General features: G+C 38.6%; 17 protein-coding genes and 1 pseudogene. 7 read left to right on the top strand and 11 right to left on the bottom strand.

Features of this window, described 5'->3' with window-relative positions; genetic code table 11:
* The 4 genes from H5158_RS10145 to H5158_RS10130 form a co-directional block, all read right to left on the bottom strand.
* On the bottom strand, nucleotides 1-479 hold a 479-nt coding region (locus H5158_RS10145), incomplete at its 3' end, for a winged helix-turn-helix domain-containing protein (protein ID WP_182718401.1).
* A gap of 305 nt (nucleotides 480-784) precedes the next feature.
* Nucleotides 785-3,532 carry a TonB-dependent siderophore receptor gene (locus H5158_RS10140; protein ID WP_182718402.1) on the bottom strand — a complete coding sequence of 916 codons (2,748 nt, stop codon included), beginning with the start codon at nucleotides 3,530-3,532 and terminating at the stop codon, nucleotides 785-787.
* Nucleotides 3,533-4,031: 499 nt separating this feature from the next.
* The gene (locus tag H5158_RS10135; protein ID WP_182718403.1) at nucleotides 4,032-6,905 is read right to left on the bottom strand and encodes a TonB-dependent receptor domain-containing protein; all 2,874 of its coding nucleotides are present in this window, start codon (nucleotides 6,903-6,905) and stop codon (nucleotides 4,032-4,034) included.
* Between the two features lie 276 nt (nucleotides 6,906-7,181).
* Nucleotides 7,182-9,572 (bottom strand): DNA polymerase II, encoded by a 2,391-nt coding sequence (locus H5158_RS10130; RefSeq protein ID WP_182739956.1) that lies wholly within the window; start codon nucleotides 9,570-9,572, stop codon nucleotides 7,182-7,184.
* 60 nt (nucleotides 9,573-9,632) lie between these two features.
* On the opposite strand from H5158_RS10130, the gene dinG reads away from it, so the two are divergent.
* From dinG to H5158_RS10100, 6 genes and pseudogenes are all read left to right on the top strand, one after another.
* Nucleotides 9,633-11,708 carry an ATP-dependent DNA helicase DinG gene (gene dinG / locus H5158_RS10125; protein WP_182739955.1) on the top strand — a complete coding sequence of 692 codons (2,076 nt, stop codon included), beginning with the start codon at nucleotides 9,633-9,635 and terminating at the stop codon, nucleotides 11,706-11,708.
* Entirely contained in the window at nucleotides 11,708-12,484 is a 777-nt protein-coding gene (locus H5158_RS10120) for a TSUP family transporter (RefSeq protein WP_182718406.1), read from the top strand. The genes dinG and H5158_RS10120 overlap by 1 nt, the downstream gene beginning before the upstream one ends.
* 1 nt (nucleotide 12,485) lies before the next feature.
* Nucleotides 12,486-13,106, top strand: a complete 621-nt coding sequence (locus tag H5158_RS10115; protein ID WP_182718407.1) for a primosomal replication protein — start codon at nucleotides 12,486-12,488, stop codon at nucleotides 13,104-13,106.
* A 2-nt stretch (nucleotides 13,107-13,108) separates the two neighbouring features.
* Nucleotides 13,109-14,011 (top strand): annotated as a pseudogene (locus H5158_RS10110) (histone deacetylase).
* A gap of 38 nt (nucleotides 14,012-14,049) precedes the next feature.
* Complete coding sequence (locus H5158_RS10105; protein ID WP_182739954.1) at nucleotides 14,050-14,322, top strand: late competence development ComFB family protein; 273 nt, start codon at nucleotides 14,050-14,052, stop codon at nucleotides 14,320-14,322.
* A complete protein-coding gene (locus H5158_RS10100; RefSeq protein WP_182718410.1) occupies nucleotides 14,315-14,482 on the top strand; it encodes a DUF2496 domain-containing protein in 168 nt (55 codons plus the stop codon). The genes H5158_RS10105 and H5158_RS10100 overlap by 8 nt, the downstream gene beginning before the upstream one ends.
* Before the next feature lie 32 nt (nucleotides 14,483-14,514).
* Here the strand turns inward: H5158_RS10100 and H5158_RS10095 are convergent, their stop codons facing one another.
* Nucleotides 14,515-15,549: an isoaspartyl peptidase/L-asparaginase family protein gene (locus tag H5158_RS10095; RefSeq protein ID WP_182739953.1), complete on the bottom strand. Its 1,035-nt coding sequence runs from the start codon at nucleotides 15,547-15,549 to the stop codon at nucleotides 14,515-14,517.
* 123 nt (nucleotides 15,550-15,672) lie between these two features.
* The gene (locus tag H5158_RS10090) at nucleotides 15,673-16,377 is read right to left on the bottom strand and encodes a SapC family protein (protein WP_145240973.1); all 705 of its coding nucleotides are present in this window, start codon (nucleotides 16,375-16,377) and stop codon (nucleotides 15,673-15,675) included.
* Between the two features lie 362 nt (nucleotides 16,378-16,739).
* Here H5158_RS10090 and H5158_RS10085 point away from each other — a divergent pair, with 362 nt between their 5' ends.
* Complete coding sequence (locus tag H5158_RS10085) at nucleotides 16,740-17,420, top strand: DUF6445 family protein (RefSeq protein ID WP_182739952.1); 681 nt, start codon at nucleotides 16,740-16,742, stop codon at nucleotides 17,418-17,420.
* Nucleotides 17,421-17,422: 2 nt separating this feature from the next.
* Here H5158_RS10085 and H5158_RS10080 read toward each other — a convergent pair whose 3' ends face one another.
* The 5 genes from H5158_RS10080 to pgi form a co-directional block, all read right to left on the bottom strand.
* A complete protein-coding gene (locus H5158_RS10080) occupies nucleotides 17,423-18,979 on the bottom strand; it encodes a tryptophan halogenase family protein (protein WP_182718413.1) in 1,557 nt (518 codons plus the stop codon).
* A 57-nt stretch (nucleotides 18,980-19,036) separates the two neighbouring features.
* Nucleotides 19,037-21,658 (bottom strand): TonB-dependent receptor, encoded by a 2,622-nt coding sequence (locus H5158_RS10075; RefSeq protein ID WP_182739951.1) that lies wholly within the window; start codon nucleotides 21,656-21,658, stop codon nucleotides 19,037-19,039.
* Nucleotides 21,659-22,673: 1,015 nt separating this feature from the next.
* On the bottom strand, nucleotides 22,674-23,384 hold the full coding sequence (gene pgl / locus H5158_RS10070) for a 6-phosphogluconolactonase (RefSeq protein WP_149982816.1): 711 nt from the start codon (nucleotides 23,382-23,384) through the stop codon (nucleotides 22,674-22,676).
* A gap of 2 nt (nucleotides 23,385-23,386) precedes the next feature.
* Nucleotides 23,387-24,859 (bottom strand): glucose-6-phosphate dehydrogenase, encoded by a 1,473-nt coding sequence (gene zwf, locus H5158_RS10065; protein ID WP_145240983.1) that lies wholly within the window; start codon nucleotides 24,857-24,859, stop codon nucleotides 23,387-23,389.
* A gap of 302 nt (nucleotides 24,860-25,161) precedes the next feature.
* Entirely contained in the window at nucleotides 25,162-26,808 is a 1,647-nt protein-coding gene (gene pgi / locus H5158_RS10060; RefSeq protein ID WP_182739950.1) for a glucose-6-phosphate isomerase, read from the bottom strand.
* Nucleotides 26,809-26,962 lie beyond the last annotated feature (154 nt).

The following is a 26,962-nucleotide window of genomic DNA, read 5'->3' as shown; positions in this document are numbered from 1 at the left end:
TTTCCACTTGGAACTTTTTTAAAAGCCTCTTGGCTTTCTTTTGACTGCTTTGGGTGCTTAGAACGGCTTGTGATCCAGCTAAACCCACGCTTCTTGAGCAGTTTGTAAATATGATCGGTGTGATACCTTACATTGAACTGGTCATAAATATACTGAGCAATATCTTCCCCCATTAGTCTGCCTCCTTCTGAAGAACTTGCTGACTGTTTTACATAATCTGACAGTGTGTTTAGTTGTTGTAAGGTTAATTTAACTGGACGACCTTTAATCGGTTTGTTGTTCAAGCCAGTAACGCCATTATTAAGGTCGTTTGAAACCCATTTATTGGCACTGCCGCGCGCTGTATTTAGGCGCTTAGCAATATTCGTTCTGTTTTCACCCTCAAAGAATAATGAAACAGCAAGCAGGCGTATTCGCTTTCTTGCATTCGGCTCTTTACGTGATAAAGCTAAAAGTTGCTTGGATTTTTCTAAGTTCAATTTAGTAAAAGTAGATAAGTATCAGTGTGCTAATTAGATCACATAATTTGGCAGATTGGTATTATGCCATTAAAGGGAAAGCACGTTGATATACCATTAGTATCGTAACAAACTACTAACCTAGTCATATCTGTTGCTTGTTTAGTTAAATTATCGAAGATTAGAAGTGGCAATTAGTTCTTTTTATTAACCGATATTAAGATAATGCTTGAAAATAAAACGTCAATTTTTGATAAAAAAATACCTGCAGATTAAAATTAGCAGGTATTTCATATGGCTAGTTACTTGTTAGCAATATTTAGTTGTTAAAACTTGAATGTTGCTTTTAAGTAGTATTCACGACCGGTCAAACGATGAACACGAATAAGTGCACCGTTATCGCCGTTACTTACATATGGCGGCTCTTTATCAGAGATATTATTGATACCTAAACTAAGAGTTAAATGCTCAAAATTATAGTAACCATTGATGTCATTATACGCTACCGTACCTACACGGTCAGATAAAACACCATTTGGCTCAGCATAGTCATCTACAGCACTTTGATATTGGATGGTATGAGTAAGACCCCAATCACCTTGTGAGTAGTTTGTTCTAAAGTTAGCACGAAGTTTATTAAACGCACCACGTCCACCGTTTGCAACATCAGCACCGTATCCACCAAGAAGTTCTGTTGTTTCCAAACCTTCAGCTTCATTGTGATCTAATTCAAGAACATAAGTACCATTTAAGTTAAACTTCAACTCACCACCTAATACATCTAGGCCGTATTTTAAGTCAAAGTCTATACCACTTGAATTAAAAATACCTAAGTTCTGAGTCGATAATTCAACACCACTTAAACTACCTTGCGAATCACGACGAGGACCACCTACTGTACCATAAGCAACTGGGCCTTTAATTTGAGCACATAATGGTGAAGAAAAGTCTTTACTATTATAACATTCATTACTAATAGTACCGATTGAAAGCTCACCTATAATATCTGTAATTTCAATATCATAATAATCTAGCGCTACACTGAAACCTTCGATAAACTCTGGAGCCCATACAACGCCTAAATTTTTACTTTCCGATTGCTCAGGACCAATATCAGGATTACCACCTACCCAAGAGCCAGACTGTTGGTTAGGTTGTGCCCAATCACCTGGTAGACCATCTGCAGCACAGTTAGCCTTAAGTTCAGCGCTTGCATCAGGATTAGAACCATATTTAATACATGGATCAGTATAAGTTTCAGCTGAATTAGCACGAGGTGCAAATAAAGTACTCACGCCAGGTGTTCTGAAGCCCTCTGATAAATTAGCGCGAACTAATAAATCTGAATATGGGCGCCATTCAATAGCAAACTTAGTAGTAACTTCAGCGTCATCAATTAAGCTTACATCAGTGCGACGTGCAGCTGCTGTAAAATCTAAACGCTCAGCAAACGGTAAGTCAGCTAAAATAGGCACATTAATCTCAGCATAAAATGATTCAGTTGTATAACCGCCATCAGTTCCGTCTGGTGCTACACCATAAATTGCCCCAAGACCAGCCGCACCGTCCGGTAACGATGTATAATGAGTCGTTAAATGTTCATACCCCGTTGCCCAAGCAATAGTACCGGCTGGTAATTCAAAGCTTGTTTCACCAGCAATATTGAACTGTAATTGTGTATCTTCTGCTTTACTTGTTGAGCTCATTGGAACAATAATCCAATCTCTCATATCATTTGTTAGAGAGTCTTTTTGGAACGGGTCCCATACTCCCGGACAAGCTGCATTAGCAGAACATAATTCTGGATCTACCAATGTATTAGCACGTTCTTGGTGAATACGCCCACCGATTTCTTCAGTTCTACGGCGGCTATTGAACGAATAGCTTGTGTCCCAATACCAACCATTGCTAAATTCACCTTCAAAACCAGTAGTAATTAAATATTCAGTAATAGAAAATTCAGAAGTACGTCCTTCAGATTCTGTTAAACGTCGTTGAGCAAATACCTTTTCACCAAATGTATTCCCTGGATTTGTTTCAGGAACAGGCATACTCCAGAAAGTGCCGACAGGTGCCAAACGGGTTTTATTCACACGATGTGTAAATGATGCTTCAGATACAAATGTTACAGTAGAAAAACCACTATCGATAAGTTCGTAATTAGCGGAACCGAAAAGATTATATTTTTCAAGTGGTTGATAAATGATACTAGTATCAGCATAGTTATAACGATCAGCACTTTCTATTGCTCGAGGTTTACCATCCGCGCCTTTAACAAAGGTTTTACCGACAATACCTGGAATAGAGAATGAAGCTGGTGAGGTTGTTGCAGAGCCACCAGCACATACCACTTTGCCCTCAACGCTACCATCTGCATTTTCTTTTGTTATATCTTCTGCGCGCACACAACTTGCCCAATCACGGTCTTCACCATAAATTGCATCACGTTGTTCATAACCTGCTGAGAATACAATATTCCCTTTATCAGTTTCAACACCGGTAATGAACGAGATATTAGACGTTTTGCCGTCATTTTCACTCGTCTGTTGATGGCGGAATTCTATTTCAGCACCAGAGTAATCATTGTTTGTAACAAAGTTAACTACACCAGCAATTGCATCAGAGCCATAAATTGTTGATGCTCCATCGCGTAAAACATCAACTCTCGCTACTGCCGCCATTGGAATAATAGAAATGTCACCACTGAAACGACGACCATTTAAAAGAACAAGCGTACGACTCGCACCTAAACCCCTTAGGTTCATTGTTACGCTACCATTACCACCGTTATTAACGTTACTACCGTATGAACCACCACTAATAATTGGTAATTGTTGTACAAATTGCTCAAGGGTAGGAGCACCCGTAGCTTTAATGTCATCTAATGAATAAGTAGTAACAGGTACTGACGTTTCCATATCTGTGCGACTAATACGTGACCCTGTCACTTGAATTCTTTCAACTTTATCAGCGCCCTCTTCAGCAGCAATCGAGCTTGCTGAAAACGCAGCGGTTGAAGCCGCACCAAAAGCGATCGCTAAGCGAACAGCCTTTGAAACTTTATTATTTAACATTTGATTCTCCCTGGGTCATATTTATATATGATTTTATTAGTTTTAATTGCTAGAAATTGAGTACTTAAGTGCCAATATATGACACTAAGTACCTAATTGAGCAATGCGATACTAATATTAGAGATGACCAAAGGTCAACAGTTATTTAACCTGAAAATCAATAGTTTTACAGATAAAGAACAAATAAATTCAAGAAAGTTACATTATAACCAATTGTTTTATCTAGAAATAAAGCTTTTATTTATGCTTATAAGGTGATTTCCTTTAAAAAAATAACCATGTAAAAAACCAGTTCTAACTCAATAATTTATAACAAAATCAATAAAAAGTTATGCAATAGGTTGCTTAGTAATGATATCAAAAGCGTTTATGGTGCCTCTAATACTTTCTGAGTTAGTGTTTTGTATCGCGAAAAATTAAATCTATCCTCTACATTACGTAAAAAAAGCCCTAATAGATCGGGCTTTTGTTAACTTTAATTTAATGATTTATAAACCCATTAAAACTTCAAATTTACACTCATGTGGATAAAGCGACCCAATGTATCGTAAAATCCAGCAACTGTGTTTGCATTTGAAGCAATAGTATTACCCACCATTGGAGGTTCTTTATCGAAGATATTATTCATACCACCAGTAAACGTTACATGTTCGTTAATAGAGTAACTACCAGATAAGTCGATAAAACTATAAGAACCTATACCACCGTTTTCAATTAATGAGGCATCTGCTGTTCCATCGTAGTCAATACCACCATAGTAACGCCATTTAGCTCCTACACGCCAGTCATCACGGATGTAATTAACGTTAGCAGTATGACGCCATTTAGGCGAAGCAAAACAGTCTGTATTAATATTACCGGCACAGTCATAAGCTAAGGTTGAATCACCTAAGATAGGTTCAACTTCTTTCTTCATGCTGTAGTAACCGTTAATGTCAAACTTCAAGCTTGCATTTTCTAGATCCATTGAGTAGGCAGCTGTAGCATCAATCCCTTCCCACGTTCTACCACCAATATTATCACTTAGGTTTGTTACAAAACCTGCTTGACCTAACCAAAGGCTACCAGATGGACTACGAGTAATGTTATTACAGAAAAATTCATCACCAGTTTCAGCACAGTTGTTTAATATACGCTCTGCGCCTACTGTACCAATAACCTTTTCGATTTCAATTTTGAAGTAATCAACAGAGAAGTTAAAGTTTTCAAAAGGAGAAGCAACTAAACCAATTGTAAGCGTTTCACCTTCTTCTGGTTGAAGTGCTGGGTTACCACCAGATAGCTGGTTATATTGTCCTGCAGGTGACTCACCAATACTTCCGTATTGTGAATCATTCACGCCAGCATTAGCACATTGGCTTGCTGAGTACGCTGGTCTGTCAGCTGCATCGGCTGCTGTAGGATCACCAGCACAACCGTCTGCACCACTCCAAAGGCCAATACTTTGAGCAGCAAATAACTCACCTACGTTAGGAGCACGTACAACTTTCGCAAAGCTAGTTCTAAATTTGTATGTGTCTGCAAGAGTATAGTCAACACCAATTGAGTAAGTAGTATCTGAACCAGTTGTTGAATAATCAGACCAACGAGCTGCTGCTGAAACATTTAATTCATCTAAGACTGGGATTTGTAACTCACCGTAAACTTCGTTCACGTCAATTGCACCGTATAGGCTTGGTGAAGGTCCACCTTGACCTAATAACTGACCTTCTTCGTAAACTGTGTCTGATACACGTTCGTAATCTTGTTCACGACGCTCAACACCAAATACAGCGCCTATAGGAAGAGATGCCGTAGGAAGAGTCCAATCAAACTCACCACTAATATAACCACTGTAAATAACTTGAGTTACTAGACCCGTTTGAGTACCTACACCTGCAAGTTGAGCTGCTTGCTCTGGTGTTACACCACCAAGTTCAAATACGTTGTAGTATAAACAACCATCTGCCTCATCACATTCTGTCCCTACAGCACCAACGCGAGGAGCTATTTTCGGTGAAAGCAAGTCATTTTTGTAAACAGAGCTTGAAGTCGTTGCAGAGTAGTTGTAGCTAACATCGTATGACCAGTTATCGCTCAGTTCACCTTCCATACCCGTTAGTATTCTGTATGACGAATGCTCTAAGTTATCTGAACGAGGGCCACCTTCTACATTACGTTTACCAATGTATGCAACAAATTGATCAGTTCCATCTTGACTGAATAAGCCTTGAAGCTGCTGCTTTTGAGCATCAGATAATAAAGGGTTATTGTAATCAAATAAAATCTCTTCATTATAGAACGTACCAGATTCAGCAATCTGACCTGCTGTTCTATTATGCATGAAAGAGAACTCTAAATATGGACGGAAAGTTTCATTGATTTCATAATCAATGAAAGTACCTAGAGTAAAACGCTCATTTGGTCTTAAAAAGTGATTAACTGGAGCATAGTTGTAACGATAACCATCGTCCTCTCTAAAACCTGTACCATTTGGATCTAGGTAACCGTAAAAATTTTGTTTGTAATCAACTTCACCATCAACCACGGGGTAGATATCAAAAAATGGGTTTGGAGTTGTACCAGAACCACCACAAGATTGACCCGCGCCATTTAGTGCACAAGATGAATAATCTCGAGAGCCCTGTAACAGTTCAGTTTGACGGTTGTAAGTTACATAACCTACAGCGTGACCTTTGCTGCCATCGAATCCACCACCAACAGTAAAATCTATGCTGTAAGACTTACCATCGATACCTGTACTACCTGTATCGTATTCAAAGCCTTTCTCATCCATCAAACCTTGAATGTATTTGTTATCATTATTGTGTTGATAACCAGAAGTACCTACGTTAAGAGAAATACCTTCGAACTGATCATCCATTACAAAGTTAACAACACCAGCAACAGCATCAGCACCGTAAACAGCAGCTGCACCACCAGTTAAAACATCTACTCGCTTAATCAGTGATGAAGGAATTTGATTTATATCAGCAACTTGAGATGTGATACTACCAGCTTGCATTCTTCGGCCGTTAATCAAAACTAAAGTTCTGTTTGAACCTAGACCACGTAAATCTACTGTTGCAGTACCTGTTGCGCCATTCGCTAAAAATGAACTTTCTGCAGCTTCAATTTGTGGCAACTGATTCAAGATATCTTCAACACGAGTGAAACCGCTTAGTTTAATCTCTTCTGCAGTCATTACAGTAACTGGGCTAGATGTCTCTAAATCTGTCCGCTTAATGCGAGAACCTGTTACTTGAATACGTTCAACTTTTTCAACGCCATCTTTTTCTTCTGCAGCAAATGAGCTGGCAGAAAACGCAGCTGTTGACACTGCACCAAAAGCGATCGCTAAGCGAACTGCCTTTGAAACTTTATTATTTAACATTTGATTCTCCCTGGACCACTATATTGTGGATTATTTTTATTTAGCTTTTGTAAACTATCGCAACAATTATGTTGCAAACGCATCACGATACTAAACAAAAAAAACCAATATGCCAACATTTGTTCACATTAATTTAATTTAATCGGCATAAAAACCCAGACAATGCAATAAAACGGTACAAAAACGATTAAAATAGCAACAATATATTTTAATAACACTTTCAAAAGTACACTTTTTAGCAACAAAAAAATTAACAATACCGATATTTGGAACTATTTAAATAAGTTGTAATTGTGCTTTATTGGGCGAATTGAAATCTTTATTCAAGGGAAGAAGGATCATTTGTGCGATTGGTTTGAGTTGTTTTTCGACATAAATTGCATAGTCATATTTTTGACTTGTCTGGGTTTGCTGCACGTTTGCATAGAGCTCTGCACCAACATGAGTGTATACATATTCAACAATTTGGCCTTTATTAATAACAAATTCAGGGTGAGTTGCTTGGTGTTTTTTGACAGCTTGGACTTGAGGTGGGATATTTTTTTGATAATCAGCCAAGTGTTGGCCGAGTTTTTTTCTGTATACGAGTTTGTCGTCAAATTCCCCAGCATACAAACGGGTAATGTAACTTTCAATAATAGGGGTTAACATTTCAACAGTAAAACTGTCGCTGAATAAAGTTTCAAATAGTTCGGTTTGAAATTCATGCGCTAATTCTGTCCAGTCACTTCGCACGGTTTCCATACCTTTAAAAATTAATTCTTTTTTATCATCTCCTTGTACCTGGCCAACATAACGTTTTTTTGAACCAGTGGCTTTGCCACGGATAGTCGGCATAAAAAATGGGCTATAAAGTGTTTCGAATTCTATTTCTAAATAACTTTGTGTCGCAAAGCGCTGTTTTATTGTTTGCTGCCATTTTTCATTAATAGTATTAGCTAATTGCTTGCCAATTTCTTTGCAGTTATCTGAATCAAGTTCATCTGGTAGGCTCACAAATGTTGAATCGGTATCACCATAAATAACAGTATAGCCAAGCTCTTCGATCCACAGTCTGCTGGTTTGCATTATTTCATGACCACGCAAAGTAATAGAGCTTGATAAGCGTGGATCGTAAAAACGACACCCCTTTGAGCCTAACACGCCGTATAAACTGTTCATGATGATTTTTATAGCTTGCGACAGCATGGGCTGAGCAGTATTTTTTGCGTGTTGCCTTGATGAGGCTAACTTTTTTATTAAATTAGGAAGGTGATGCTCAGTGCGAGAAAAAAAAGCGTCTTTAAAACCTGCAATCGCGTTATCAGGCTCCTCTAAGCCGCGAATTAACCCAAGCGGATCAATACAAAACGTTTGCATAATCGATGGATACAAGCTTTTAAAATCCAACACGATAACATTTTTATAAAGCCCAGGAATTGACTCCATCACAAAACCGCCTGGGCTTTCAAACGATAAGCCATGATCGCCTAGATTCGGTGCAACATAACCGCTTCGATGCAATAACGGTAAATATAAGTTAGTAAAAGCAGCCACTGAGCCACCCATTCGTTCTAACTCTAATCCTGTTAACTGCGTGCGAACAATAGCAAATTCAATGAGTTTTAACTTTGCAAAGATACGATTAACTAACACACAATCTTGACGATTATAGGCCGCTAGCGAGAGCTTATCTTCATTATATTGACGAATAATTTCACTCAAGCGGTTATCGCTTTGGATTAACTTTTTCTCGCCTAGTATTTTATGGCTCACATTAGCCAGTGAGAAACTATCAAAATGATAAGTAGCATTTTTTAGCGTATCTATGCCATCGATAACACAGCGCCCAGGCAGAGTTAAACGGGTAAAGTGTCCTTCTCTGATCTGTAATTGACCATTACCTCGACCCAATAATAATTTAACGCCAAGGGCATCCGCGCGTCGATTAAGTACATTAAAATCAAATTCAATGACGTTCCAACCAATAATAATGTCAGGATCTGCTTGTTGTACCAGCTGCTGTAATTGAGTCAGCAAATCAATTTCATCATGGCACCAATGAATAGTCTGTTCACTCTGTTGTGGCTCGCCAACCATAATAACGCAATCAATGCCCTCTCCTACTAAACCAACTGAAAACAACACGCCTTCACCACTGCACTCAATATCCATTGACAGCGTTTTAAAACGTGGTTTATACGAATCAGCTGCTTTTAGCTGAGCATTGTCGATTTGGATAAAGCCAGCTTGTTGAGTAACGTCGCCTGTCACCCACACCCCACCTCGAATAAAACGCTCCATTAAAAAGCGATCGCTGTGGCGTACATCACCTTCATATACTGTGATCTGGTTTTCTAGGGGTTGGTTTTCTAAAAGCTGCCTTGCTTGATATAACGCTTGTGAGCTTGAAAAATAGCAAGCGATGCATTGTTCGCCACTAAAGTGTTTAATCGCAACGTCTTTAAATTCGACATTGATATTGTGCTTTGATAACAACTGAGCAGCTAAAGCACGTTGTTTTATTAAAATAAAAAATACCGCTTGTTGATTTGGCACTAACACTTTTATCGGACCATGATCAGAGCTTAGCCAATAGCACAGTGTGATCCCACTATGGCGGCTATACTTATCAGCAGAATATTGTTGCCTAGAAAGTATAAAGCCTTGATAGATTGCTTGTGTCAATGTTCGATCCCAATTAATATACAGCACTGTGATTATATACATACTTTAGGTTATTGACCCATGCTTTCTGATGCATTAAAAACGACGATAAGAAAAATTCACAAGCATGTGGCCGATAACCTCAGTGATTATCGCCCTCGCAGTAGCCAAAATTACTTAGTAGCCGAAATTGCAAAAACACTGGCGGGCGAGTACCACAAAAAACAGCGGATCTGCGTTATTGAAGCTGGTACTGGTACGGGTAAATCGCTGGCTTATTGTTTAGGTGCATTACCGCTGGCGCTTGCACAAAAAAAGAAGTTAATTATTTCTACTGCAACGGTAGCCCTTCAAGAGCAATTAATAAGTAAAGAACTCCCCTTTTTTAAAAAACATTCAGGCCTTGATTTCAAGTTTGATTTAGTCAAAGGCCGCCAGCGCTACCTATGTGCACACAAGCTACATAATGCGGTTAATGGTGACAATCAAACACAAATGGACTTTATGCCCACCCTTACTTCGCCACTGAGTGCGATGGAAACTAAATGTTTGCAGCAACTCTATGATACTTACACCAATAAAAAGTGGCAAGGCGATCGAGACAGCTGGGCAGATACTATCCCTGATCGCGTTTGGGGATTAATTGCTTGCGATAAACATGCTTGTCAACGACAAATGAAAGCACATCAAACCTGCCCTTTTCAACTTGCTCGTCAACGCTTGATGCAAATGGATGTATTAGTGATTAACCATTCATTATTATTAGCTGATCTTGATTTAGGTGGCGGGAAAATTTTGCCCGAGCCAGATAATAGTATTTACGTTATTGATGAAGCTCATCATCTTGCTCATATTACGCGTGACTTTTCATCTGCCGCAGCGACGATTAAAGGCACCATTGATTGGCTTGATAAACTCACTAAATTTAGTGGCAAAATGGCCAAAGTATTAGTAGGTCAAAAAGCCATTGGGCAAAATTTTAAGCTCTGTGACAGTATTAATGATGCCAATAAAGACTTAAAAGTTGTTCGCGATATTTTGGATAATGCCGATTTTAACTATTCAAAAGACGATACATACCGATTTGAACATGGTGAAATACCTGAATCGTTACACGCTAAAGCCAAAGATATCAGCGAGGCGACCCTCGATGCTCTGCGCTGCTTAAATAAAATGCACGATACCTTAGTACAAGATGTCAGTGATGGTGATATCAAACCCTATGTTGCCGATCCTATTTTAGGCGAAAGCGGTCATTACATTAATCGTTTAGAGCAACTAAACAAACTTTGGTATAGCTACGCCACCAAGGGTGAAGGCACACCACATGCGCGTTGGATAAAGCGTTTAGAATACAAAAACCATCACGACCATCTACTCAGCGATTGCCCTATTGAAGTTGGCTACTATTTAAAAGATAAACTGTGGCGACAATGTGCCGGTGCTGTTTTATGCTCAGCGACCCTGACTGCACTTGGTTCATTCGATCATTTTGCTTACGAAAGCGGTCTTACAAAAGAAGAAGGTGTAAAATACTTAAAAGTACCTTCTCCGTTTGATTATCCTAATCAGGCCACTTTGCACATACCAACATCACACATCGAGCCGACCGATAAAGAATTTAGTGATCATCTGGCCAAAGTATTGCCGGATCACTTAAATGCACAACATGCTAATTTAGTGTTGTTTGCGTCTTACTGGCAAATGGATCATGTAGTAAAAGCCTTGCGCGCTAAAAACCTCGACATTTTAGTACAAGGTGAAATGTCGCGTGAAGCACTATTAAAGCAACATACAAAGAATATAGATGCGGGCAAAGGCAGTATTTTATTTGGCACACAAAGCTTATCCGAAGGACTCGACTTACCGGGTAAATACCTTGAGAACTTAGTGATCACTAAAATTCCATTCGCGGTACCCACCTCACCCATTGAAGAGGCACAAGCAGAGTTTGTACAAAGTAAAGGGGGTAATCCGTTTTTATCTATCACGGTGCCTGATGCGGCTAAGAAATTAGTGCAAAGCTGTGGTAGACTGCTGCGTAAAGAGAACGATCAAGGGCGCATTACAATCCTAGATCGCCGTTTAGTGACCAAGCGATATGGCAAAGCCATGCTTGACACATTACCACCCTTTAAAAGACAAATAGATTATTAATGTTTGAACTTGCACTAGACCCAACAACCTGGGCACTTCTTTGCGCAGTGGCACTTGCCGCAGGCTTTATAGACGCAATAGCCGGTGGTGGTGGCATGTTAACCGTGCCAGCACTTTTAACAGCAGGATTGCCGCCCCATTTAACACTTGGCACTAACAAATTAGCTGCTAGCTTTGGCTCACTCACCGCAAGTGTTACTTACTTCCGTAAGCAATTATTTAATCCTCAATTTTGGGCAGCGTCAATTATAGCAACCGCCATTGGCGCTTTACTTGGTACCCTTATTGTTGACTACCTGAGTATTGAATTTTTAAACAAACTACTGCCTATTGTTATCATTATGGTAGCCTGCTACAGCTTATTTGGCAGTTTAAGTACGGTAGAACATGATCAATTACCACCATTGAACAAAACAACAAAAATAAAACAATGGTTGCAAGGCTTAAGCTTAGGCTTTTTTGATGGCTTGGCAGGCCCTGGTACCGGCACTTTTTGGACTGCGTCAAATAGCTTACTGTATAAAATGAGTTTACTGCTAAACTGTGGTTTAGCCCGTTCAATGAATTTTGTGTCAAATTTTGTATCACTGATCACTTTTGTAGCGCTTGGTCATGTTAACTTTTTACTCGGCATCACAATGGGCTTCTTTTTGATGTTTGGAGCCTGGCTTGGAGCTCATTCAGCAATTCGGTTTGGCAGTAAGTTTATTCGTCCTGTTTTTAATACTGTGGTGATAATTTTAGCGTTAAAACTAATTTACGAGGCTTATTTATAAAATGCGAACAGCTTCTTTTGATAAGCTTTGCCAACAAGTTGCAACCTTAAAGCAGCATGCTGAGCAATTTGATAAAGCCAAGTTATTTGCTAAAAACCGCTATATGCAGGCACAACCCAGTTTATTTGACCGAGGTGTGTTTACTACTAAAAGCATGAAATTAGTTGATTATGTGTTAGAAATTGAAGATGAAGTTAATAGCCTTCCACCACTGGAGCGTCGCCATGCTCATAATTATGCTTTAGAGCGTATCGGTAATCAGGTGCAAGCCGTATTTAACGTCATTAAATCAACCCCTATTTGGGAAAAAGAAAACAAAAGCACTTACAAACCCCGTAGTAAAACCTATAATAAATCGGCACCTTACCAACAAGCTGTAAAACAAATTATGCAACCCGCCCATGAGCTATATGACGAACTCAAACAAAATCATGAGTTCGAGCGTCGCTTAGTGCTAATGGTTGAAGAATGTAAGCTAAGAATGCAAAATGTGGGTCCTGTAAAAGCAAAAGCCATTAATTTAGAGATCCTTGCTCTTCATGGCCGCCTTGGTCGCTGCCGTAAGGCAATATCTGCCACCGAAGAAAAAATTCAAATAGTTGAAAAACAACAATTACGCTAGCTATGACTGTTTTTTATCATCCACTATACTCTGCGCTTGAACTGCCTGTACGCCATCGTTTTCCAATCGCTAAATATAAATTGCTAAAACAAGAAATTGCAGAGCTTGGTTTTACTGACTTTATTAGCCCAAATAAAGCGACTAATGAACAGCTCCAGCTTTGCCACAGCCATGAGTATGTTGAACGCTTTATTAGCGGGCAGTTAACTGACAAAGAAATAAAGAAAATGGGTTTCCCATGGTCAAATCAACTGGTAGAGCGCACTTTATTTTCTGTTGGTGCAAGTATTCAAGCCGCTGAATACGCTTTAACAACGCAGCTGGCGGTAAATCTCAGCGGCGGATATCATCATGCTTATAATGCTTACGGCAGTGGTTTTTGTATTTTCAACGACCTCGTGGTTGCCGCCGCTCACCTCATTAACACTGAGCAAGCATCAACGGTGCTGATTTTTGATTGTGATGTACACCAAGGTGATGGCACAGCCGAAATTTGTGGCTCTCTTGATGGAGTGATTAGCTGTTCGATTCATTGTCAGCAAAACTTTCCACGTTTAAAGCAGCATTCTGATTATGATTTCTAACTCAACACTGGCTGCAGCGATAATGAATATTTAAAAACAGTCGCTAATGCCTTGGCTTTTTGTATCCGTCTTCATCAGCCTGATATTATTTTATATAACGCCGGAGCTGATATTTGTAGCCAAGACGAATTAGGCTATTTTGATGTTAGTTTAGAGGGTGTATATCAACGCGATTCGCTGGTTTTAGCAACCTGCAAACAGCACTCAATTCCTTTAATGTGCGCGCTCGGTGGCGGTTATCAGCGAGATACACAAAAGTTAGTTGAGGTTCATAAGCTGCTTTTTCAAGCGATTGTCGATTTATACCCGCACTTGGTATAAACTAAAAACAGCTTAATACTACTAAGGTAGATAACACAGTGCGATTACATGACGACATACACAATTACTATGAAAAAATTATGATTGAAGAAATCATTAAACGACAACTTGAAAAGCAATATAGTGAAGACGTAATGGCTGATTTTTGCTGTACTGTACTAAACCAACTACCTGCCCGATACATTCGCTATGATGTAGATATGGAGTTTTACTTACCACACGTTGAACGCTCTCATATGGAGGAACGAGTAAATATTGCCATTGATGTTGCAATCAGCCAAATAGCGAAAAAAAAGGCCGGACATGAGTAAAGAGTTAACCCAAGCACCTACACACGTAAAATTAGCCGTAGACTTAATAATGCTGCTTGAACAACATGACGTTGCCGCTGATGATGTGCTCAAAGCACTTGAAATAATCAAAAGCGATTATGAAAAAAAACGCCTCAATACTAACATACAGCCAGCATAGTTTACTGGCTGTAGTACATTTACATAATCGTATTATTCGTCTTTAAAAATTGCCACATAGGTCGCTTGCGTATTTGATTTGCTGGCCCGATACATACCACTGGTATTAAACGGTAAGCTGATATTACCTTTGCTATCAACTATGATCACTCCTCCAGTACCACCAATCGGCTTTAGCACACTATTAATCACTTCATCACCCGCTTGTGTAATAGTCTTACTTTGATATTTAACTCGTGCGCAAATATCAGCCGCGACATTATAACGAATGAAATACTCGCCGTGGCCAGTGGCAGATACCGCACATGACGCATTTTCAGCAAATGTACCAGCACCAATTACAGGGGCATCACCAATGCGACCAAAACGCTTTGCAGTCATCCCGCCCGTTGAAGTACCTGCCGCCAAGTTACCGTTTTTATCAAGTGCGACAGCACCCACAGTGCCCATTTTATAATTGAGGGGTAACGCCTGATGCGCAGCTTGATAATCTTTACTGGTAGCTTTGGCTTTATCTAGTTTTTCTTTTGCTTTTAATAACGCTTTATAACGGTTATCCGTATCGAATAAGTTATTTTCGACCAATGGAACGCCCTGCTCTTTGGCAAACTCTTCAGCACCTTGACCACTGAGCATCACATGAACCGATTCTTCCATCACCAAGCGCGCTAAATTAATCGGATTTTCAATATGTTTAACACCCGCAACAGCGCCCGCTTGACGATCACGACCATCCATAATTGACGCATCTAATTCATGGCCGCCGTCATAGGTATATACCGCACCTCGACCGGCATTAAAGTATGGCGAGTTTTCTAATACATTGATTGCAGCGGTTACTGCATCTAGGCTTTCGCCACCTTGCTCAAGTACTTTATAGCCAGTTTCTACCGCCTCTTTGAGTTTAGAGCGATAAGCTTGTTGTTGCTCTGGAGTAAAACGGCTTTTTTCAATCGTGCCCGCCCCACCGTGAATAGCGATAGCGAAAGGTGCACTAGCGCTTATGGCTAATGGGCTAAACGTTATAAAGCACGCACTAACTAAAGCGCTAAAAAGTGACTTGTTCATACAGGTAGCTTGTGTTGGAAATAAGTATAACCAATGTGAATAAATTGGCGCTAAATTACAACCCTAACCAGATAAAAGACATAAAAAAAGCGCCCAAAGGCGCTTTTTAATATTTCGTTTAAATTACGCTTGTTGCGCTTTCAAACGAGCTAAACGTGCTACTTGATGCGTAGACGTTAAGAAAGAGAAAATAGGCGCTAAATAACCACGCTTACGAAGCTCTAAAAAGTCTTCGTCGCTTAACTCGTTAAGTTTTTTCTCATCAATAAGGTAAATACCATTGATGTCTTTTTTCTCGCCTTTAATATCAACTGTTAGTGTTTGCGCTACTAAAAGCTCTTTATCAGCAAGATATTTTGTGAATGCTTCAGTTACATGAGAAAACTCAATAAATGATACAAGTGCTTCTTTACGACGTTTTAAGTAATCTGTCTCTTCACCGTTTTCAAATAATGCATTTCCTTCAGTTTCACCCACTAATGGGCTTGCTTCGTCAATCACAATACCGTATTGATCTTCTTGTGGGTGTTTAACTAGACCCAGTGGGTAGCGTGTTGTTGCCATAGGAGCAAACGCTGCAGTCCACTTACCGTCTTTTACAAAAAGGTTTTCGCCAGGCTCTAAACCAAACATAGCTACAGCTTGAAATTGACCAGTCTCGTTATTTTTTACGAAAGACATTGGAAACTCATTTGCTACACGCGCGAACTCATGTGCAACGACAGGCACTAAGTGTTGAGTTTTTAAAAATTCTACATTGATGCCGTTTTGAATTTTAGTGTTGGCATGCTTTTCATTGTGTAAAGGCTGTACTTGTTGCTCCGCCATGTTACTGCTCCGTTATTAATAAGTTTATATTTTTGCTGTTAGTACCCTAAGGCTAAAGGTTTTGCTACAAAAATGGAAGTGAAATGTTTGTTGCAATTTGCAGTTATCATATGATTTTAAACATAAGAAGCTTAATGTAGCTATCTTTAGGAAGCTGTCAGACAAGTTACTTTAAACTACAAGAAAAAAAATATAGAATTAGACGGCATCCAAATACTAATGCATATACCGAATTAAGTTTTTCTTAACTTATGGGTAGTAATTTGTAATCGAAGAAAAGTGCCTTTTAGTGGCCTAATCAAACTGAATCATATTTAACTTAAATATGGTGTGTTTCCATCAATTAATCGAGGCTTTACTTTTTGAATATCCGGCTTGAAAAGACTAAAGTAGGAAACAATCCATATGCTATTATTGACCTACCTGATGAAGACTGTGAACTCTGGAAAAAGAGTGCAAGCTTTTATAAAGGTGACTGGATCAAAGCACTAAATTATTATCCAGGAATTTGGTCAAGAGTAACACCTCAATATTTCACCTTCATTGAAAGTATATTACCAAAAATAGTCAATCACTTTAATTTAGAAGGTTCTAAAATTGAATCTTTAAATTCAAATTATGCGATTGCTCAAACACCCAGTGAAGAATTATCGCAATTACAAAAAATCCCTCATTATGATGGAACCAAGAACAACCAACTAGCTATAGTGCACTACTTATGTGGTGAAGAGTTTGGTGGCACAGGTTTGTTTTCACACAGAAAAACAAACCTTGAAAGAATTAATCTTGAAACAGAGGAAAGCTTTAATCAAACAGCAAAAGAAGAAGCTCTTCAAGCTAAGTTAAATGGCTATATTGATAAAGATAATGAGTATTATGAGCTAATAGCATATTGTAAAGCTAAGCCTTCTAGACTATTCATATACCCAGGTAATGTACTACACTCAGCGATTATTCCATCGCAATGTAAACTAAATAATGAAATAGCAAAAGGCCGCCTAACAATTACTTCCTTTATCTCGTTTGATAATAATATTACTTAGATTTATATTTTCCCTAAACCATGCAGTTTAATCTTAATGAGTAAATCTCTTTGCCCCTGTAAGCTCTTCATTGCTAATATACTTGCCTGTTGTATTTTACTGATATGAGCTGTCGCTGAGCTTAAACTTGGATACCTCTGCGAGATTGCATTTCTATCAATCTCAAAATCCATACCATACATTACGTATAAGTAATTCTCGAGCTTAAAAAGGTCTGTCGTACGTTCAAAATCAAACTGACTAGGAATATGGGTATGCCAATACTTTAGTTTTTGTAAAAGGCCATCAGGAATATTTGCTTCATCACGATTATCAAGCCAAAATTGCGTATCATCACGTTTTGAAATGCAATAATGTAGTTTTATAAAATCAATAATATTTTCCCAAATTGCACCTACTTGCTGGTTATAATCTTTGGCAATATTTTGCATCTCATTAAAATTAATTGGTAGCTTCGTTGCTAATATTTTTGCTGTCATATCAAAAACAAGTAGCCCGGTTGCCTCAAGCGGTTCAACAAACCCTTGAGATAAGCCAATTGAAACACAATTCTTCAACCACGGCTCTTTTTGATACCCAGTTTGCATAGGTATTTTGCGCGCATTAACAGGCTCTTTACCTAGGTACTTTGCTAGTTCTTTATAAGCGCTTTCTTCATTTATATGATTACTAGAATAAACTAAACCAACCCCTCTTCTTGTAGTTAAACCTATATCCCAAATCCACCCAGCCTTTTTCGCATGTGCGACAGTATAAGGTTTAATAATTTTTTCGTGTTCTCCATAAGGAACTTGTATTGCAAGTGCGGTATCGCATAATAAAACATCTGATTTATCTACAAATGAGCCATTAAGTGTTTTCTTTATTAACTTTCCTTCAAAGCCACTACAATCAACAAATAAGTCACCACTAACCACGCCCTCATTTAACAGCTCTAACTCACAAATATAACCATCAGATGAGAGCTTTACGTTAGACACATGGGCATGAGTATGTTTAACAGCTAAATTATTAATCGCATTTTCTTTTAGTAGCTCTGTAAATTTACTTGCATCTAAGTGATATGCATAATTAACAATACCACCATATTCTGGAATTTGAATATTTTTAGGGGCTAAATTTGCTTCACATATGTCATGCTGTATTGATACGCAGGAAGCATAATGATCAGGACATATATCTTTATTCTGCAGCCAAAATGCATTTATTGAATCATTCCCTAAATGTGGGTATTCAAATAGATGATGGTAGAAATTATTGGGTTTTTCTGAGGGATTATAAGTCCAATCGACAAACTTGATACTTTGTTTAAATGTTGCATCGCATTGCACTAATAGTTGAGTTTCTGAAATCCCAAAACTTTTGAGTGTTTCTCTTATTACTGGCACTGTACCTTCACCCACACCAATTGTCGCTACATCCGGTGAGTCAATTAATTTTACTGAAAGGTTACCTGCTGCTATGCTTTCTTTATAGTGAGATGCAATATGGTTTGCAGTAAGCCAACCTGCTGTCCCCCCACCTAAAATGACGATATCCCTTATGTTTTTTTTATTCATAGTATTCTCACAAAAAAGCCCCGAAAACGGGGCTTAATTATATATCTTAATCTTAATTTAGAAGCGGAAATCTACACCAATTGCATAAGTAGCTTCACCTTGGTAAGACCAAGCTGGATAGCCATCTTTAAGTGAAATTTTAGTTGCTTCGTTATCTGCATCTGCTGCAGCGTATTGAATGCTATCTTCTTCAAGTAAGTTTGTAGCAGCAAAACGCAATGTGAAGTTTTCAGTTAAATTATAACTTGCTGTTAAATCAAGTGTACCAAAATCATCGTGCCAGCGGTTTCCATAAAAGCCTGTTTCACGGATCATATACTCTGAACGCCAATTGTAAGCTAGACGTACAGAAACGTCATCATTCTCATAATAGCCGACTGCGTTAACTGTATGCTCTGAACTATCAGTGAAAACATCAATGCCATCAGAGAAATTATCCGGATCGGCAGAACTGTCAGCGAAGGTATAGTTAAACATGGTTCCGAAGCCACCTGCTAACGCATGTTGAATTTGGAACTCAACCCCTGCAATTTCGCCACCATCACCGTCTACTTGTGTGTTCACGGTCCAATCATCACATTTACAAACGGGGTCTGTAATGCCAATTTTTTGGTTACGTAATGTCTCAGACGTAGTGAAGTTACTAACATCTTTATAAAAAGCAGTAACTGCAACTAAGTTAGAGTCACCATAGTAATATTCAAAACCAATATCAGCCTGAGTTGCCTTAAACGGGCTAAGTGAAGGGCTTCCTTTTGTAACCGACTGATTACCTAACTGTGTATCGCCATAACCTGCTAACGATTGCGATGCAAACATATCTGAATAGTTTGGACGAGAGATAACTTGCGCAATAGAGAAACGTAAAATAGTATCTTGATTTATATCATATGCTAAGTTAAAACTTGGTAAAAGTTCACTATAATGACCTTGGTCTGTGTCGATTGTTGAGCTTAGGCCGTTATTTTGCGCAATCCCATTTGGGTCAACAAAAGTTGGATCTGGTGCATAAAAATCTGACTCCGCATATGTTGATACATAGCGCACACCAAAGTTACCGCGATAGGCTTCACCGGAAAAATTTGCCATTACATATACTGAAAGGTTTTCCTCTTCAACAGTACCAAAGCCAGAACGGTCTTCATACCAGTTTTGAACAGCCGCTAAGCCATTCGCTTTCATCGCGTTAATATTTGGTAGTGGAATTGTTAAATCTTGCATACCAGCAGTATCTGTACCACTCCAGTATTGCAAAGGATCAACGCTAACGTGTGCACCTTGTGCTGCTCGCAAAGATTCTCTTGTTACTTCATGGTTAGACCAACGAACACCTGTTTTAACGCTGGTAATGAAATCACTATCCAGCATCAAAGTTAAATCAGTTTGAAAGTATGTCTCTTTATCCTCATTTGGCGCAATTTGTGTTGCCCACTCTTGAAGACCTCTATCCGCCCATACTGTATCAATGTCATTTTCATTCCAACCATTCACAGCAATATCAATATCTGTATATTCACCAGTTGCATCAATTGTACCGTAAACATCTTCTGGAAAGCCGATAAAAGCAGCATGATTAAGAGTTAAATCAGTACCACCTTCAGCTTTAGTTGTGCCTATTTGTGTTTCAAGTTTAAAATTATCGCTAACGTAATCAAACGATAAATCGATTGTTTCTGAATTCATTGATGCAAAACGAGCGAATGTTTGCAAGAACGTTTGTCCAGCTGGATTAGCTGCATTTGTTTCACGGACTAAACATGCACCGGCATCGTTAAATTGTGAGCAACTATCAGTATTAGAGAAGACAAAAAGACTGTTGTTATTATTATCTGCACTTAAGTCTAAATTCATATAATGTAGAGCGAAGCTCATATTATCTGTAGGTGAATATTGAGCTGTAAAATCTACTGCAGTACGCTCACGATTTTGCTCAAAATAGTTAGCAGACTCTGCACCTGCCCATGCGTAAGATGCTTCATTACCACGGCGCACATATGTTGTATCTTCCCATGCAACAGCGGCAAGAACACCAAATGTTTCTTCATCATTTTTCCAGCTGTAGAGGCCTGAAATTGCAGGATCTGTTTCGCTAGAAGCCGTTGAATATGTGCCCTCAGCTGAAATAAATGCAGTGCCAGAATCTAGATCCAGTGGTTTACGAGTAATAACATCAACCGAACCACCAACACCACCTTCAAGTAAATCTGCTTGAGAAGATTTATATACTTTAATTTCAGAAATCATCTGTGGTGGTAAAAGTGTGTAATTAAAGCTACGGTCAATTGCTTGTTGGTCATACCAACCTGTAGAAGCAACATTTTGACCATTTAATGTAGTCAACGTTAGTTGATTAGATGCGCCACGGATAGAAACTTGCTGCCCTTGACCAAACTGGCGATTAACTGCAACACCAGGAATACGACCTAAAGCTTCACCTACATCACTATCTGGAAACTTGCCAATATCCTCTGCTGATACAGCATCTACAACGCCATCAGCAAACCGTTTAGTATTGATTGATGCCTCTAAAGAGCGACGAATACCACGTACTTCAATGACTTCTACGTCTTCTTGAACTTTTACTTCGTCAGCTGCATAAACAGCACCAGTGAATCCGGCACTCATTACAAGACCGATATTTACTGCTAATAAGCTTTTTTTAAAATTTTTAGCTAACACAGGATTCCCCTTGAATCATTTTGTTGGTTTTATTTATCACTTCTGCCCAGTGATGATGACAGCGTTGTCATCTAGTAACAAACCATACACTCTAAATTACATTTGTGCTACATCTTTTTAGCCGTTTTGTGCAAAAAAATAGCTATAAAAATACTAACCAATTGAATATTAATAGATTAAAAAAATAGAGTTTATAAATTGTTACAGTTTTACGGCGGGAATATAGCATGGTTAAGTTCAAAAACAGAAAACCAAATGCACTGTTTTAGGTAATTTTATGATTTTAGATAAGTCTTAGTGTAAAAAAAACGTTCCACTTTAACTATACAGAAATGATATTTCGCTTATTTGCTGATAAGAATATAACTTTAGCTGGATGAAAAAAACACACCTTTTCACATTAATATTGTAGATAAATTAGGGCAAATAATTTATCAAGGGGAATTTATTAATAGTTATCAACACCAATGACAGCGTTGTCATTTTTGTATTTTAAAGAGTTACGCTATTAATGTCTACCTTTATTTCCCCCCAATAGCCTACCCTTTTCATTGAAAATTTTAGAGAGCTATAGGAACCGTGAAAATTACTCATATAATTGTTCTATATGGATAATTTTTAATGTAGTTAGTGAAGTTTTTTAAACCACTAAGATACTCATGTTTTTAATAAAGTAGGCATAAGTAGCCACATTTCAACAAACAACTAGTTAACTCACACTATTTGTGAGGCTTGTTATTTAGTGAAGATAAGTCACTGGCAGATAGATCACATTACGCTCCAAACTTAATAATTGCCGGGCGTTATATAATACCAATCAACTTAAATATTTAACCATTCTAGCGAAGCTATAAATGGTCAGTAACTTAACACGATTGTATAACTGTTGTTTTCGATAAAAATAAATAAGCGAAAATAATAAAGATCTTGCAAGTGCGATACAGATAAATTTAGAAGAGAAACAAAAATGCAGGCTTTATAGCCTGCATTTTAAAGTTTGGGTCGATTGGGGTCGTTACGGAGCCCAATAAACTTCAATATTTATTGTTGGGTGATTTAAAACTGCACGTAGTGGCATGTCGTTTTCATCTCCACCGGCTTTTGCTGCTTTATATACAGCAAGCTTTTCTTCTCCACTGATCAGTAACTTAACCACTTTAGACTGCGCAATCGCTGCTAAAGTTAACGTCATACGTTCGGTAATATTCCCTGTTACTTCACTTTCTATAGCATTAATTGCACATACCAATTGTGATGTTTCAAGCCCTTGCTGTAAACCGCCCGCATGTGGAAATAATGAAGCGGTATGACCATCCGGTCCCATGCCTAATATAGTTACATCAAATGGACGTTTCAGTTGTTGGTACGCAGCTTCACATTCTGCACTACCCTGTTGGGCAGTCTCGGCATTGTTTTTCATAGTAATGAAGTTAGCTGCCGCCCCATGATTTTGTAATAACGTGCTCTTAATAAACGCTTCATTACTTTTTTCATGTGCTGCATCAACCCAACGTTCATCAACCATAGCAACATCTATCTTTGCCCAATCTAATGCTAGATTAGATAAGTGCTTATAAGCGGGTGCAGGTGATGAACCACCTGATACCATCAGTACGGCACGGCCATCAGCTTCAATACCGTTGACTAAACTTTGTTCAAGTGTTGTAGATAACTCAGCGGTTAATGCATCTTTTGAATCAAAAAATTTCTCTACGATGGTTGCCATTGTTATGCCTTATCGCCAGTGTTAAACCAAACATGGTTATTTTCAGCTAATAGTTCATCAGCATCATCAGGCCCCCAGCTACCAGCACGGTATAAAGCAGGCTTACCTTTTTCTTGCCAGCGCTCGATAATTGGGTCAATCCATTTCCAAGCTTGACGTACTTCATCACGATGAATAAACAGGGATGGATTATTTGCAGCTGCATCTAACATCAAGCGCTTGTACGCATCTGAATGGAAACCATTGCTATAAGCTTGCGATAGCTCAATGTTCATGGTTACCGGCTCTAATTGCATCTCTAAATTATCAAGACGCTTTGACATCAAGGTTAATTGAATTGTCTCTTCAGGCTGAAGGCGTATAACCAAACGGTTTGGTTCAATATTGCCAACATTATCACCATAAACATTGTGTGATACTTTTTTGTATTCAACGACAATTTCGGCACAACGTTTTGCCATACGTTTACCTGTACGAAGGTAAAATGGCACGCCCGCCCAACGCCAGTTATCAATATGCGCTCGAATAGCAACAAATGTTTCTGTTTTACTTGAACCTTCATTTAACTCTTCTAAGTAACCAGGGACAATTTTGCCATCCAAATCACCGGGTACATATTGACCACGAATGATGTTGTCATCTACATCCGTTGCAACAAGTGGGCGCAATGATTCTAATACTTTCAGCTTTTCGGTGCGGATGCTGTTTGCATTAAGTTTATTTGGTGATTCCATCGCGACTAAACATAACAATTGTAATAAATGGTTTTGCACCATGTCACGTAAAGCACCGGCTTTATCATAAAAACCAGCACGGCTTTCAAGGCCAACAGTTTCAGATAAGCTGATTTGAATATTATCGATTGATTTAGCATCCCACATATTTTCAAATAATGAATTTGAAAAACGCAGTGCCATTAAGTTTTGTACCGTTTCTTTACCTAAGTAATGATCAATACGGAAGATTTGCTCTTCGCTAAAGTATTCAGCAATTTTTGCATTGATCTCTTCTGCTGAATTACCGCAATAACCAATTGGTTTTTCAACAACGACACGTGATGTAGCAGTGATCAGACCTTTGCTAGACAGTATTTCACAGCAGCTACCATATACCGCAGGTGGAAGTGATAAATAGAACACCCGAGATTTGTCTGCATCGTGCTCATCTAGTATTGTTTTTAGTTTATCCCAATCATCGTCTGCTTCGGTTACATTCGTGACTACTGGCACCAAACACGCTGAAAAAGCTTTCCAATCTTTGGCATTAAACTCACCTTTACCTAAAAATTCTTTTAGCGCTTGATGAGCTGTTTCTATGTATTCCGCACGTTTACTTTCTTCACGAACCGTCGGTAAAATACGCGAACCTTGTGGAAGGTTGCCTTCTTGATATGCGCGATACATTGCAGGTAATAATTTGCGTAATGCAAGATCACCACCGCCCCCAAAAATTACAATATCAAAAGGATTTAACATAATTTACTCTCTACGTTTGCTATGCCCAGTTGTCAACTATCCACTATTGATAGTGCGGGCATACATTCTTGTTGTTTAGTTGATGTCAGCTTTTTGGCATCGTACTCGAGAAAAAGCCTGTTGAATTCGCTTGTTTTTATCGCTGAATATTGATTCAGCTGTATTCATTTCAAACTGGTAATTAAATGAGTCTTAGGGGCTCTGTATATCCTCTCACAAATATACAGGCCCTAAGAACTCCAGCGCTACCCGTTCAAAGGTATTTGGTTACACAGTACAATTGATTGTGCTGTGCGAATTTTTTACTGCGCTCGACGTTGTTTATAATAGCTCATTAAGCCATTTGTCGAACTATCATGTGGATGGTTTATATTATCATCCAGTAACTCAGCTTCAATTTTTGAGGCTAAGCCTTTACCAAGTTCAACACCCCATTGATCGAAAGAACAGATCTCTAAAATGATGCCTTGGCAGAAAATTTTATGCTCATATAAGGCAATTAATCGCCCCACCGTTTTTGCATCAACCGTATCTAACAGCATTGATGTTGTAGGACGGTTACCACGGTGGATTTTATGATCAATTAGCGCGGCTATTTCAGCCTCTGATTTGCCTTTTGCGGTTAAATCAGCGCGAACTTGCTCGGCATCAACCCCCATCATCATCGCTTCTGTTTGTGCAAAAAAGTTCGATAATAAAATGTCGTGATGCTGACCAATATTAACCTGAGGTTTAATAGAGGCAATAAAATCAGCCGGTACAATCACATTGCCTTGGTGCAAACACTGATAAAAAGCATGTTGACCATTAATGCCGGTCATACCCCAAATAATTGGCACTGTAGTATACGGTACGGTATTACCCGCAAAATTAACGTGCTTACCATTACTTTCCATTTCACCTTGCTGCAAATAAGCTGGCAACATGTGTAATGCTTGATCGTAAGGTAAAATAACCTGTGAGTCGAAACCTAAAAAGCTGGTATTCCATAAGCTCAACAAAGCCATTAACAATGGTACATTTTCTGCAAATTCGGCCGTTTTAAAGTGTTCATCAACTTCAAAAGCGCCTTCAAGAATCGCTTCAAATGCATCAAAACCTAAATACAATGCAATTGGTAAGCCTATCGCACTCCATAATGAAAAGCGACCACCTACCCAATCCCACATTGTGAATACATTTTCATCAGCAATACCAAACGCTGCCGTTTTTTCTAAATTAGTGCTCACTGCTACAAAGTGCTTAGCAATGGCTTGCTTGTCATCGGCTGACTCTAAAAACCATGCAACGGCGGTTTTTGCATTGGTCATGGTTTCAGATGTAGTAAAGGTTTTTGACGAAATCACAAACAAAGTTGTTTCAGGATCGATGTCTTTCAATACTGACGCAATTTGTACGCCATCAACATTTGAAACGTAATGTACTTTTAATGAGTCATCTGCATAGCTTTTCAGTGCTTCCGTGGCCATTTGTGGGCCTAAGTTTGAACCACCAACACCAATGCTCACAACATCTTTCACGGCTTTACCGGTATAACCTAACCATTGCCCGCTACGTACTTTTTCAACGAACAACTTAATTTTTTGTAATTCAGCGTTAACCACCGAACTTACATTCTCGCCATCTACAACTAATGATGATGCACTACGGTTACGAAGTGCAGTATGAAGCACGGCTCTATCTTCGGTGATATTAATTTTTTCACCGCTGAACATTTTATCTCGCCAATTAGCGATATCACACTCTTGTGCTAAAGACAGTAACTGTGCCATCACACTGTTATCAATCAATTGTTTTGAATAATCAAATAAAACACCTGGGATCTGAGTCGAAAATTGCTCGAATCGCGTGCTGTTATTGGCAAATAAATCTTTAAGATGAACTTCCTTCATCTTATTTGCACTTACTTGTAATGCTTGCCAACTAGCTAACTGTGAACGACAACTCATTTTTAACATCCCCTTAAACTTGCAACAAACTGATTTATAACTATCTTTAGATTAAAAAAGTGTACTAATAGCGTATTAACTTACAAATAAATTTAACGATAAGTTAGAATGACAACGCTATCAACAAGCTAATTTTATATTTTACAATCGAGAT

This window comes from Pseudoalteromonas sp. SR45-6, from assembly GCF_014163545.1.
In the GTDB taxonomy this organism is placed as follows: domain Bacteria; phylum Pseudomonadota; class Gammaproteobacteria; order Enterobacterales; family Alteromonadaceae; genus Pseudoalteromonas; species Pseudoalteromonas rhizosphaerae.
This window is presented reverse-complemented; position numbering and strand designations above follow the sequence as displayed.